General features: G+C 64.3%; 11 protein-coding genes. 5 read left to right on the forward strand and 6 right to left on the reverse strand.

Annotated features, from left to right (window positions below):
- Positions 1 to 55 precede the first annotated feature (55 nt).
- Positions 56 to 979, reverse strand: a complete 924-nt coding sequence (locus DYI37_RS02400) for a peptidylprolyl isomerase (protein ID WP_116681574.1) — start codon at positions 977 to 979, stop codon at positions 56 to 58.
- Between the two features lie 311 nt (positions 980 to 1,290).
- Between DYI37_RS02400 and secA the strand changes: the two genes are divergently transcribed.
- Positions 1,291 to 4,029 (forward strand): preprotein translocase subunit SecA, encoded by a 2,739-nt coding sequence (gene secA / locus DYI37_RS02405; protein ID WP_116681575.1) that lies wholly within the window; start codon positions 1,291 to 1,293, stop codon positions 4,027 to 4,029.
- Positions 4,030 to 4,105: 76 nt separating this feature from the next.
- Here secA and hisN read toward each other — a convergent pair whose 3' ends face one another.
- Together hisN and DYI37_RS02415 are read right to left on the reverse strand one after the other, a co-directional pair.
- Positions 4,106 to 4,882, reverse strand: coding sequence for a histidinol-phosphatase (gene hisN, locus DYI37_RS02410; protein WP_116681576.1), 777 nt, complete (start codon positions 4,880 to 4,882; stop codon positions 4,106 to 4,108).
- A 52-nt stretch (positions 4,883 to 4,934) separates the two neighbouring features.
- A complete protein-coding gene (locus DYI37_RS02415) occupies positions 4,935 to 5,939 on the reverse strand; it encodes an asparaginase (protein WP_116681577.1) in 1,005 nt (334 codons plus the stop codon).
- 186 nt (positions 5,940 to 6,125) lie between these two features.
- Between DYI37_RS02415 and DYI37_RS02420 the strand changes: the two genes are divergently transcribed.
- The 3 genes from DYI37_RS02420 to DYI37_RS02430 all read left to right on the forward strand — a co-directional run bounded on the left by DYI37_RS02420 (position 6,126) and on the right by DYI37_RS02430 (position 8,556).
- Positions 6,126 to 6,884 carry a DUF3750 domain-containing protein gene (locus DYI37_RS02420; protein WP_116681578.1) on the forward strand — a complete coding sequence of 253 codons (759 nt, stop codon included), beginning with the start codon at positions 6,126 to 6,128 and terminating at the stop codon, positions 6,882 to 6,884.
- 92 nt (positions 6,885 to 6,976) lie between these two features.
- Positions 6,977 to 7,924, forward strand: a complete 948-nt coding sequence (locus DYI37_RS02425; RefSeq protein WP_116681579.1) for a carbohydrate kinase family protein — start codon at positions 6,977 to 6,979, stop codon at positions 7,922 to 7,924.
- Positions 7,925 to 8,151: 227 nt separating this feature from the next.
- Positions 8,152 to 8,556: a c-type cytochrome gene (locus tag DYI37_RS02430; RefSeq protein ID WP_116681580.1), complete on the forward strand. Its 405-nt coding sequence runs from the start codon at positions 8,152 to 8,154 to the stop codon at positions 8,554 to 8,556.
- A 62-nt stretch (positions 8,557 to 8,618) separates the two neighbouring features.
- Here DYI37_RS02430 and DYI37_RS02435 read toward each other — a convergent pair whose 3' ends face one another.
- The 3 genes from DYI37_RS02435 to recJ all read right to left on the reverse strand — a co-directional run bounded on the left by DYI37_RS02435 (position 8,619) and on the right by recJ (position 12,144).
- Positions 8,619 to 9,017 (reverse strand): thioredoxin fold domain-containing protein, encoded by a 399-nt coding sequence (locus DYI37_RS02435; RefSeq protein WP_245413740.1) that lies wholly within the window; start codon positions 9,015 to 9,017, stop codon positions 8,619 to 8,621.
- A 152-nt stretch (positions 9,018 to 9,169) separates the two neighbouring features.
- A complete protein-coding gene (locus DYI37_RS02440; protein WP_116681581.1) occupies positions 9,170 to 10,081 on the reverse strand; it encodes a class I fructose-bisphosphate aldolase in 912 nt (303 codons plus the stop codon).
- Between the two features lie 272 nt (positions 10,082 to 10,353).
- Entirely contained in the window at positions 10,354 to 12,144 is a 1,791-nt protein-coding gene (recJ, locus tag DYI37_RS02445; RefSeq protein WP_116681582.1) for a single-stranded-DNA-specific exonuclease RecJ, read from the reverse strand.
- Positions 12,145 to 12,269: 125 nt separating this feature from the next.
- On the opposite strand from recJ, the gene DYI37_RS02450 reads away from it, so the two are divergent.
- Complete coding sequence (locus DYI37_RS02450; RefSeq protein ID WP_116681583.1) at positions 12,270 to 12,674, forward strand: DUF1761 domain-containing protein; 405 nt, start codon at positions 12,270 to 12,272, stop codon at positions 12,672 to 12,674.
- Positions 12,675 to 12,769: the final 95 nt, after the last annotated feature.

Here is a 12,769-nt window from a genome sequence, read left to right on the forward strand (position 1 = left end):
GCGATCCCGGCGGGCAGCGGCGAAGGCGCGAGGCGTTCGCCGTGCCCTATCCGCGTCAGTTGGCGCCTGTAGCCGAGGGCTGCTCTGCGGGCGACGCGGCATCGCCGCCGGCTTCAGCACCGGCTGGTGCGTTCGCGCGGGACGCCATCTCGTCCATCCGCTGCTTGATGTCGGGATCGACATAGGTGACGCCGAGCTCCTCGCGAGCCTCTCCCACCAGCGAGACGTATTTCTCCTGGAGAACGGCGCGGCGAACCTGGTCCTCGACCTCCTCGAAGGTCGGCGGCTCGGCCTGTCGCTTTTCCTCGACCTTGATCACATGCCAGCCGAATTGCGTTTCGACGGGGTCGGTGGTGAACGATCCGGGCTCGAGCGCGAAGGCTGCGGCCTCGAAGGGCGGCACCATCTGCCCGGCCGAGAAGAAGCCGAGATCCCCGCCATTGCCGCCGGTCGGACCCTTGGACCGCTGGCGTGCGAGTTCGGCGAAATCGGCACCGTCCTGCAGTTCCTTGATGACCGCGCGGGCATCGGCCTCGTTGTCGAGAAGGATATGCCGGGCATGAACCTCCTCGACGGGCTCCATCGCCGAGATTTCCTTGTCGTAACGAGCACGGACCTCCTCGTCGCTGACGGTCTCGACGCCTTCCTTGGCGAAATAGGCGTTGTGAAGCGTCCGCTCCTTGAGGAAATCGATCGTCGCGGCCGTCTTCTCGTCGTCCTGCATGGACGCCTTTTCCGCCTCGAGGGCGAGCGCCTTGATGTCGATGAGGGCTGCGAGAACCGCAAGCTTGCGCTGCTCTTCCGGAAGGCGCTGGAAGTCGGCCCCGATTTCGCTCTGAGCGGCGGCGAGGTCAGCTTCGGTGATGTCCTCGTCACCGATCGTCGCGACGACCGTCGACTGGGCATAGGCGGACACGCTGGAGAGAAGCGCGAATGCGACCGATGCGGCTATGACGCCGAGGCGTTTCGTTGTGGCCATGATCGGATGTCGTCCTCGTGGTAATGGTCGGTTCCGTTGCCACGGAGCGAAGACGAGAAGCACCCGATCCGGCGCCGAAAGAACCGCTCGAAGCGGGACGTGCGGGGGGTGGGGCTCGCATTCGAAGCGCCGTTGACATCGGTTGGGGGCACTCTTATCTCTCGCCCGTCCCGAAAGTCCAGTCGCCTTCGGATTAAGTTTCGCCAAGGCTTTGCACATGGCCGGAACCGGGTCGATACGAGAGCGCGGCGGCCGGGCTCGGTCCGGCGCTGAAGGCCGGTCAATCGCAACTGATCGAGAAGGACTGGTTCATGCTGGGTTTCGGCGGAATCGCACGCAAACTGCTTGGTTCGTCGAACGACAGGCTCGTGAAGAAAAACCGGCACGTGATCGATGCGATCAACGCGCTGGAGGACGAATTCGCTCAGCTGAGCGACGACCAGCTTCGGGCCAAGACGGATGAATTCCGCTCGCAGATCGCGGACGGCAGAAAGCTCGACGATCTGCTCGTCCCGGCCTTCGCGGTGGTTCGCGAGGCGTCCAAGCGGACCCTCGGCCTTCGTCACTTCGACGTGCAGGTCATCGGCGGCGTCGTTCTTCACAACGGCAATATCGCGGAGATGAAGACCGGTGAGGGCAAGACCCTCGTCGCGACCCTCGCCGTCTACCTCAATGCGCTCGAGCAGAAGGGCGTTCACGTCGTTACCGTGAACGACTATCTCGCCAGCCGTGACGCGGCCGAGATGGGCCGGCTATACCGCTTCCTCGGACTGACCACGGGCGTGATCGTTCACGGCCTCAGCGACGCCCAGCGCCGCGAGGCCTATGCCTGCGACGTGACCTACGGCACCAATAACGAACTCGGCTTCGACTATCTGCGCGACAACATGAAGTATGAGCGCGCCCAGATGGTCCAGCGCGGCCATCACTACGCGATCGTCGACGAAGTGGATTCGATCCTCATCGACGAGGCGCGCACGCCGCTGATCATTTCCGGGCCGCTCGACGACCGGTCCGACCTCTACATGACGCTCGACGGCTTCATTCCGGAGCTTACGCCGGAGGATTACGAACTCGACGAGAAGGCGCGCAGCGTCACCTTCACCGAAGACGGAACCGAGAAGCTGGAGCGTCTGCTCGAAGCTGCCGGCCATCTCGAAGGCGCCTCGCTCTACGATATCGAGAATGTTGCCATCGTCCATCACGTGAACAACGCGCTGAAGGCCCACAAGCTGTTCCAGCGCGACAAGGACTACATCGTTCGCGGCGACGACGTCGTGATCATCGACGAGTTCACCGGCCGCATGATGCCCGGCCGCCGCTTCTCCGAGGGTCTGCACCAGGCTCTCGAAGCCAAGGAGAAGGTGACGATCCAGCCCGAGAACCAGACGCTGGCCTCGATCACCTTCCAGAACTATTTCCGCATGTACGACAAGCTGTCCGGCATGACGGGTACGGCGCAGACCGAAGCGGCGGAATTCGGTGACATCTACGGGCTCGACGTGATCGAGGTCCCGACCAATCTTCCGATCGCGCGTATCGACGAGGACGACGAGGTCTACCGGACCTTCGAAGAGAAGTTCAAGGCGATCAGCATCGAGATCCTCGAGGCACACGAGCGTGGTCAGCCGATCCTCGTCGGCACGACCTCCATCGAGAAGTCCGAACTTCTTGCCGAACGCCTGCGCAAGGATGGCCTCAAGAACTTCAAGGTTCTCAACGCACGCCATCACGAGGAAGAAGCCGGCATCGTCGCGCAGGCCGGCGTGCCCGGTGCCGTGACGATCGCGACCAACATGGCCGGACGCGGAACCGACATCCAGCTCGGCGGCAATCCGCAAATGCGGATCGACAACGAACTCGGCGACATGCCCGAGGGTCCGGACCGGGCGAAGGCGGAAGCGGCGATCCGTGCCGAAATCGCCGTCCTGAAAAAGCAGGCCATCGAGAATGGTGGACTCTACGTTCTCGCCACCGAGCGCCACGAGTCCCGACGAATCGACAATCAGCTGCGTGGCCGCTCCGGACGCCAGGGCGATCCCGGCCGTTCGAAATTCTTCCTTTCGCTCCAGGACGACCTGATGCGGATCTTTGGGTCCGATCGCATGGACGGCATGCTTCAGAAGCTCGGACTCAAGGAGGGCGAGGCGATCGTCCATCCCTGGATCAACAAGGCGCTGGAACGGGCTCAGAAGAAGGTCGAGGCGCGCAACTTCGACATCCGTAAGAACCTCCTGAAATACGACGACGTGATGAACGATCAGCGTCGCGTCGTCTTCGATCAGCGCGTCGAGCTGATGGAGGCGACCCCGCAGGAGGTCGCCGAGACGACGACGGACATGCGTCACGACACGATCAACCATCTGGTCAAGCGACACATCCCGGAGCGCAGCTATCCCGAGCAGTGGACGACGAGCGAACTGTGGGACGAGGTGCGCGAGACGCTCAACCTCGATCTGCCGATCGTCGAATGGGCGAACGAGGAGGGTGTCGCCGAAGACGACATCCGCGAACGCCTGACGGAGGCGGCCGACCGGTATGTCGCAGAGAAGACCGAGCGGTTCGGCGACGACATGATGGCCTATATCCAGCGCTCGCTCGTCCTCCAGACGATCGACGGGCTCTGGCGCGAGCATCTCGTCAATCTCGATCACCTGCGTTCGGTGGTCGGCTTCCGTGGCTATGCCCAGCGCGATCCGCTGAACGAGTACAAGTCCGAGGCCTTCGAGCTCTTCCAGTCGATGCTCGCCAATATGCGCGAACGCGTGACGACGCAGGTGATGCAGGTCGAAGTCGTCCAGCAGCAGAACCCACAGCGCGACCTGCAGCCGCCGCAGGAAATGCAGGCGCATCACTTCGACGCGACGACGGGTGAAGACGAGATGAGCGACGGCGCGCAGCGCCTGACCGCCAATTTCACGCCTGCCGCGGCCGACGGCCTGCGCACCAATCCCGACTCGCCGGACGAATGGGGTCAGGTCGGGCGGAACGAACTCTGCCCCTGCGGATCGGGCAAGAAGTTCAAGCACTGCCACGGTGCCTACGTCTGAGACAGACAAGCGCCGGGAGCCCCCTCGCTCCCGGCGCTTTCACATCTGAGGCTGTGTCGGCGAAATCGAGACGTCCTCAGCCTGCCAGGATCTCGAGCGCGGCGTCATGAAGTTCCTGCGTTGCCGCCGCGACGAGATGACCGCCCTCCTCCATCCGGCCGCCTTCCCAGTTCGTGACGATGCCGCCGGCCCGCTCGATGATCGGGATCAGTGCGACGATGTCGTAGGGTTTGAGGTCGCGCTCGACCACGAGATCGGCGTGCCCCGCCGCCAGCATGCAGAACCCGTAGCAGTCCGTTCCGAACCGCGTGAGCCGTGTTCGCTCTTCGAGGGCCTCGAACCTATCCCTCACATCTCCTGTGAAGTGACGCGGCGAGGTGCTGAACATCACCGCGTCCTCGATGCGACGGGTCTGCCGGACGTTGAGCGCCGTCGCGTAGGAATTGCGGACGAGTTCCGCGCCCCAAGGACCGGCGAGATACCGCTCGCCGGTAAAAGGCTGCGACATGATGCCGGCGACCGCCCGACCGTTCTCGATGAGGCCGACCAGCGTCCCCCAGAGCGGCACGCCCGAGATGAAGAGCCGCGTCCCGTCGATCGGGTCGATGACCCAACGCCGGGCGCCCGAGCCGTCCGCTCCGTATTCCTCGCCGAGGATCGCGTCCTGCGGATAGGCGTTGCGAATGGTCTGACGGATCGCGCGCTCGGCGGCACGGTCTGCTTCGGTCACGGGATCGAAGCCCTCGTCGAGCTTGTTGTCGACCCCGATCTGCCGGCGAAACAGAGGCATGGTCGCAGCATCGGCCGCTTCGGCCACGGAGAGAAGAAAGTCGCGGTCGTCGAACTCGGGCATCGTCTGTTCCGTCCTTGAGGAGCGCAGTCGCTGGATGATCGGGAGAGCGGGATCAGTTCGCAAGAACCGGGCGCACCGTACCGACCTCCGCTCCCTTCCAGTTCCGCAGCGTGGTGACGGCGAGTTCGTCGTAGATCGCGGCGAGATCGGGTTGGGTGCTTCGCAAGGCGTGCGCGATGACCGCAGCGGCGAGAGCTTCGGCCGCGCGGGTCGCACCGTCGTCGATCTTCAGGGCGAAACCGAGCCCGAGTTCCGGGATCGCGCCGCAATAGACACCGTCGGCTCCCGTCTTCGCGAAGACGCGGCCGGGCGCTGCCTCCATCAGCCGGAGACAGGCCCTCTTCGTGCCGGACATTTCCCAGCGATGCTCCATGCACGCGGCGATCAGCCGGGAGCCGGCCTTCGCCCGCCCGGCATCGACGCCCTCGCCCGTGACGAGCTTGGCGAAGCCGTGGGCGAAGCGCCTCAGCGGGGCGGCATAGGTGGGTATGGAACACCCGTCCGTGCCGCACACATCGGCACCGAGCCGCGTCTCCGTCAGGTCCTCGATCGCCTGACGGGCTCGCACCTGAACGGGGTGATCGCCGGAGACGTAGCCTCTCGTGTCCTCGCCTTCGTGCAAGGCGGTGCAGAGGAAGCCCGCATGCTTGCCAGAACAGTTGTTGTGAAGCTGCGTCGGATTTTCGCCGGTCTTCGCCAGATCGATCGCCACCGGCAGATCGAACGGCCAGTGGCATCCGCATTCGAGCGCGGAGCCGGAGAGACCGAGGCGCGCGAGCATCCCTTCCGCAAGGGTCGCGTGGCCGGGTTCGCCGGAGTGAGACGAGCAGGCGAGAGACAGTTCGGCATCGCTCAATCCGTAGCGATCGGCGGCGCCCGTTTCGATGAGCGGCAAGCCCTGAAAGACCTTGATGGCCGAGCGCGGAAAGATCGACCTTTCGATATCGCCGGCGCCGGAGACGAGCGATCCGTGGCCGTCGACGACCGCGAACGCGCCCCTGTAGAGGCATTCCGCGATCCCGCCCCTCGTTGCTTCGATGAGGATTGGATTGGTCATGACGATCTCCGGCCTTCGTGCAAACTGACAGTCCCGTCCCTCCCGGTCCTGCCGGACCGATCGGATGGGAAATGGTTTCGCTGCCCCAATTGCGGCTCAACGGAGAGATAGTCCTCACGCATCGGGTGCGAGCATGGCCGGGTGCTATACGAGCGCGCGTTTCCGTTCCACCTCGTTTCCTGTTCGATGAAGATCATACGCACCCTTCTTTTCGTGTTCCTCGCCCTCTTCGTGCTCCCGTCCGCCGTTTCCGCCGGTCTCTGGTGGCTCGGAGACAATCCTCGCTCCTGGGGCGAGGCGGACTGGTCCTCGGCGCGCGTGCTGCCGGAAGCGGGTGAAAGCCGCGATGCGGCGGTCTACGTGATGTCGGCCCGCACCGGTGGATTGAAGGGAGCCGTCTCCGTGCACAGCTGGCTCGTCCTCAAGGACGAGGGGGCCGATCGATACGAGCGCTGGGACGTGGTCGGCTGGGGCATGCCCGTCAGGCAGAACAATTGGGACCCGGACGGGCGATGGTATTCGAACCAGCCGCAGATCGTCGGAGAGGCCCATGGGGAACTCGCTGCCGATCTCATTCCGCGGCTCAGACAAGCGATCACCGACTACAGATTTTCCAATCGCGGAGACTACCGGATCTTTCCCGGGCCGAACTCGAACACGTTCGTCGCCACCGTTCTGCGCGACCTGCCGGGATTTGCGGTGACCCTGCCTGCCCCCGCTGTCGGCCGGGATTATCCCGTGGACGGCGAACTTGCCTCGCTGGATCGGGCGCGCGGCGAGTTCCGGGCCTCCCTGTTCGGTTATGCCGGGATCGTGCTCGGACGCGCGAGCGGGTTGGAGATCAACGTCCTCGGGCTCGTCGCCGGCATCAATCCCTTCGATCTGTCGGTGACGATCCCTGCATTCGGCACCTATTCCCTTCTGAACGCGGCAAACTTCGCGTAGAGAGCGAGCGGGATCGCAGAAAGCTGCGTCGGCCTGCTGGAGCCGTCCGCCATGCGACCGATGGTGCGACGAAGACGAGAAGGAGTGAGGGAATGTATCTGTCGTGCGGCGACGCCCTGTTCGACCTGTTCGAGCGGCATGGAGACACGGACATCGCCTCGATCGATCTCGCGGGACGGGTCGGCGGCTCCCCGCTCAACGTCGCTCTCGGCATCGCCCGTCTCGGCCATGAGGCGAGCTTCTTCACGAAACTGTCCAGCGATGTCTTCGGCAGACGTCTCGCCGGTTTCATGGACGCCGAGCGCATCGACCGAAGCTTCTGCATCGCCACGGACCGGCACACGACGCTCGCCATCGTCTCGCTCGATGCGAACGGAACCCCGCTCTACGACTTCTACATCGACGGAACCGCCGATCGGTCGATCGAAACCTCGGAACTTCCCCCGTCTCTCGACAAGGTCACGGGACTGCATGTCGCCTCATACGCGACCGTCACGGAGCCGACCGCCTCGGCCCTCTACGACCTGGTCCGGCGCGAGGCCGGTTCGAAATTCGTTTCCTACGACCCGAACATCCGTCTTTCGATCGAACCCGATGTGGATATCTGGCGCTCCAAGGTCCGCGACTTCGTTCCGCACGCGACTTTGGTCAAGGCGAGCGAAGAGGATCTCGAAATGCTCTATCCGGGCCGTTCGACCGAAGAGATCCAGGCCGATTGGCTCGACATGGGCGCGGAGGCCGTCGTCGTGACCTTCGGCGGCAAGGGCGCGCGTGCCATGACGCGCTCGGGCATCGACGCCTTCGAGGACAGCCAGCGGGTCACGGTCGTCGATACGGTTGGCGCCGGTGACACGTTCCAGGCCGGTCTCATCGTCTGGCTGATCGAACACGGCCGCCTGTCGCGCGAGGGCATCGCGGGATGCAGCGAGGCCGATATCCACGACATGCTGTCCCTCGCCATGAATGCCGCGGCCATCACCTGCTCGCGCCGCGGCGCCGATTTGCCGCGCAGGGCAGATCTCGGTCTCGCGCCGCTCTGAGACGAAGGGAGGGCGATCTCCGAGCCTCGAAACGATCCTATGCGGCGGTCTCTTCACGCCATGCGACATGCGACATGCGACGCAGGGGTTCTCCAAACTGTTTCCAGCCTTAACAATCGGCCGCAATTCTTTTGCGCGCCATACACTGGAACGATTGTAAGGACCGGTCTATTTCTTCTATTGAGGACGTTGGTCGGGCACAGGCCAACCGTACTGGGAGGATCAGAATGCGTTATCTCACACTTCTCGCCACGAGCGCCGGACTGGCGCTGGCACTCGGAATGCCCGCGAAGGCTCAGGATGCCGAAGCCGGCGCGAACGTCTTCAAGCGTTGCCAGGCCTGCCACAAGGTCGGCGAAGGCGCCAAGAACGGTATCGGCCCGGAGCTGAACGGCGTCTTCACCGAGAAGCCGGGGGCCGTCGAAGGCTACTCCTTCTCCAGCGCGTTCCAGGAGTGGGCGGCCGACAAGGATCAGTGGAACGACGAGTTGATGACCGAGTGGCTCTCCGACCCGCGCGGCACGGTCAAGGGCACGAAGATGGCCTTCGCCGGCCTGAAGAAGCCCGAGGAAATCGCCAACGTCATCGCCTATCTGAAGACTTACAACGAAGACGGCACGAAGGCGCAGTAAACTCGTTCGATCTCGCGACGAACGACCGAAGGCGTGGGAGACCCCCACGCCTTTTTTGTTGATCAGGGTACGCGGCCGGTCGTCTGCCGTTTTTCGGAGGCCGGCAGCCTTTCGAGCATCGGCTCGATTTCCGAATAGAAGTACTTCCGACCGGGATAGCCCTCGAGGCGACCGACCTCCCTGCCTGCTCCGTCCACCAGCACGAAGGTCGGGGTGAAGACCGCAGGCTGCACCTCGTCATAGCCACCGGTTCTGTCGTCGAAGATATCGACACGTCGCAGCGGCGCGATGCGGCCCGAACGACTGTCCGGATAATCGGGAGCGATCTCGGCGTCGAAGCGGGCGCAATAGGGGCAGCCCTTCTGCTCGAACATCAGGAGTTCGGCGGCGTCGGCTCGAGGGGTGCCAAGGCAAAGCGCCATGACGACCCCGCCTATCAGCAGCCGCTTGCCATCGGACATCGAACGATCCTTTCGCCTTGCGCGGCGGAGGATAGCCGATGGTAAGGCTTGCGACCATGCGTCCGATTCGTCTTTCGATCCACAGGCCTGCCCAACGAAAAACGGCCGGCCTTTCGGCCGACCGTTCGTTGCTGTCCATCGGAGGCCTGCGATCAGGCGTAGATTTCCATGATCTCCTTGAGCAGAGCGATCGCCTCCTGCTTCGAACGCTGGAAGGAGTTCCGGCCGATGATCGAACCGTTTCCGCCGCCATCGCGGATCGAACGGACCTCGTCGAGGAGTTCCTCGGTATTCTTGTGACCACCGCCGGAGAACACGACGACGCGCTTGCCGTTGAAGGCCGACTGCATCACGTGCTGCACGCGCTTGACGGGATCGGCGGACTCGACCGGATACTTCTCGTAGGTGGACTTCGCCGCATCGAGATCGAAGTGGTCGGAGGGAAGCTTGACCTTGATGATGGTCGCGCCCATCAGAGCCGCCATATGGGCGGCATAGGCGATGACATCGAGCCCGGTTTCGCCGTCCTTGGTGATGTTTCCGCCGCGCGGATAGGACCAGACGACCGTCATCAGGCCGCGCGACTTCGCCTGGAGGCTGATCTCGCGAAGCTCCTCGAGCATTTCATAGGACCGGTCGGCACCCGGATAGATCGTGAAGCCGACACCTACGCAGCCGAGGCGCATCGCATCCTCGATCGTGCCGGTGAGCGCCTGATCGTTGCCCGAGAAGAGCGAGTTGCCGGAATTGAGCTTCAGGATCAGCGGCACTTCGCCGGCGAAGGTGTCGGCGCCCTGTTCGAGAAGGCCGAGCGGAGCGGCGTAACCCGAAACGCCGGCATCGATCGCGAGTTCGTAGAGATAATGCGGATCATAGGCGGCCGGGTTCGGCGCGAAGCTGCGGGCCGGTCCGTGCTCGTATCCCTGGTCCACCGGCAGGATCACGAGGCGTCCGGTTCCGGCGAGCCGACCATGCATCAGCAGGCGAGCGAGATTCGACTTGAGGCCCGGCGTTTCGCCTTCATACCAGGAGAGAATTTCGCGGACTTTGTCGGTTCTCAGCATATTCGGTTTCCTGCAAGGGTTCTTTGGGATCGCAGCATATGACGCTGTTCGCCGGACTGTATTGTTCGAACGCCTGCAACAGTAAAGACCGTTGGAGAACCGGTCTCCGATTAAAATCGGTTAGACCCGGCGCTTTTCTTCTTGGATGGTTGATGCTGCTCGTTCAGTCACTTTGTCTGATTTATCGAGAGCCCGAACCATTGGCGGCAGACGATCCGGCACCTCGCTGTTCTGACGGGTGTTCTTGATCGTCACCCTCAGCCTGCCTGCGGTCAGACCGGTGCGTCGGCGATGTCGACGACCCGCAGGCGAACCTGTTCCTGCCCCCGGAACCGATCGAGGCTCAGGCATCCGGCGATGTGGATCGGGCGATCCCCGCGTTTCAGGAGACGCTCGCCGATCGGCGTTTCGGCCTGCTTGAATGCGATGATGTCGGCCCTGCCGCCGGAGGGTCCGACGATGGTCGCGCGCACATGGGCGTGTCCGACGATCGAGGAGGAGACCACCCGGTGGTTCGGCATCGCGAAGACAGGCGTCGGATGTCCCTGTCCGAAGGGACCGGCGGCCTCGATCGCCTTGTAGAGTTCCACGGACAGGCCCGAGGCGCTGAGGACTCCGTCGATGCGAAGACAGTCGCCCGCAATCGTCGCGGCGACACTGTCCCGCGCCTTCTCTTCCATGAACTGCCGCAGATCGCCGATCCTCGAGCGGTCGATTGTGATGCCCGCGGCCATCGCATGACCGCCGCCTTTCACGAGGATTCCTTCCGCAACGGCAGACCGCACGAGCCCGCCGAGATCGACGCCGGCGATCGACCGGCCGGAGCCGCTGCCCCGGTCGTTCGCACCGAACGCGATGGCGAAGGACGGGCGGCGGAAGCGTTCCTTGAGGCGGGCGGCCAGAAGACCGACGATCCCCGGATGCCAATCGTCGGAGGATGTCACCAGAACGGAAGGCCCCTCGCCCGCGCCGATCTCCTCGCGCACCGCCTCCTCGGCGTCCCGGAGCATGGTCTGCTCCATCGCCTGCCGCTCCTTGTTCAACTCGTCCAGACGGTCGGCGAGCGCGTCGGCCTCGCTCCCGTCGTCGAGGCAGAGAAGCCGGCTGCCGAGGGCGGCATCGCCGATGCGTCCGCCCGCATTGATGCGGGGCCCGAGGAGGAAGCCGAGATGATGCGGCTCGATCGGCCCTGACAATCTGGCGACGCGCACGAGCGAGGCGATCCCGGCATTCGCCTGATGCCGCATGACCTTGACGCCCTGCACCACGAAAGCACGGTTCAGCCCGATAAGGGGAACCACGTCGCAGACGGTCGCGAGCGCCACGAGATCGAGCCAAGCGAGAATATCGGGGCAATCGCTTTGGCGAAGGCCGTGCGCTCTGAGGGCGCGGTTGACCGCGACAAGCGTCATGAAGACGACGCCGGCGGCGCACAGATGGCCGAGGCCGGCGATGTCGTCCTGCCGGTTCGGGTTCACCAACGCATCGGCCTGCGGAATGTCCGTCCCGGTCTGGTGATGGTCGAGAACGACGACGTCCGCCCCGGCCGCTCGCGCGGCGAGCACGGGGTCGAAACTCGCGGTCCCGCAATCGACGGTGACGATGAGGCTGGATTGCGACGCAAGTTCGCGCATGGCCTCGACGCTCGGTCCGTAGCCTTCCGTCACGCGGTCGGGAATGTAGATCCGCGCCTCGATGCCGAAATGCGCGAGATAGCGCCAGACGAGAGCCGCCGAGGCCGCGCCGTCCACGTCGTAGTCGCCGAAGATCGCCACGCGCTCGCGGTTCTTGACCGCATCCGCGATTCGGTCCGCCGCCCGGTCCATGTCCGTCAGAACGGATGGATCGGGCATCAGGTCACGCAGGCGCGGAGCGAGAAACCCTTCCGCTTCGGGCGGATTGACGCCGCGGGCCGCGAGGACGCGCGCGACGATCTCCTCGATCCCGCCCTTCTGGCTCATTGCCAGCGCCATCGCCTCGCCGCGCTCGTCGAGTGCCGCCTGCCAGCGGCGGCCGCCATGGGATCGCTCGATCCCGAAGAAAGTCTTGCCCGTCATCGCCATGGGCGCTCCTTAGCCCATCGGTCCCGATGCCGGGAGCCCCGAAGCGCGACGAATGAGCCGCGTCCCTTGAAGGGGCCTTTGGGCGCGGTACCCTTGCTTCGACCATCGGAAAGGGGTTTCGCACGATGATCTACATCCTTCTGAACATCGTCCCGATCCTTGCCGCGACCTTCGCCAGCCTGGCCATCGGCTTCGTGATGACGAAGGTCGCGAACGGCGCGCGTCATTCGGTGGGGTTCTATATCGCGGCCTTCGTCGCCGAATTCTGGCTCTGTTCGATCCTTGCCGGCGCGCTCATTCTCGCTCCGCCTCAGGCCGGCGAATGGGTGATGGCGCTCGGAAGCGCCGTCGTCATCTGGATCGGTTTCGTGGTGCCCGCCCTCGTCGTCTCGCTCGGCCATCGCGGCGAGTCCGCCGGACGCATCGCCCGCGATTGCGGCCACTGGCTGGTGGCCATGTTCCTGATGGCCCTCGTCCTGAAGACCATCGGGCTCGTGCCGCCGCCCGGCGCCCCCGGCATGTCCGGCTGATACGCTAGGGCTTGCGGAATTCGCATCGGAGGCAGGCGGAACGAAGGACGGGTCTTTGTCCGGCAGGCGCAATGATGTAACAGCCGGACCAAACG

The organism is Fulvimarina endophytica, assembly GCF_003403015.1.
Lineage (GTDB): Bacteria > Pseudomonadota > Alphaproteobacteria > Rhizobiales > Rhizobiaceae > Fulvimarina > Fulvimarina endophytica.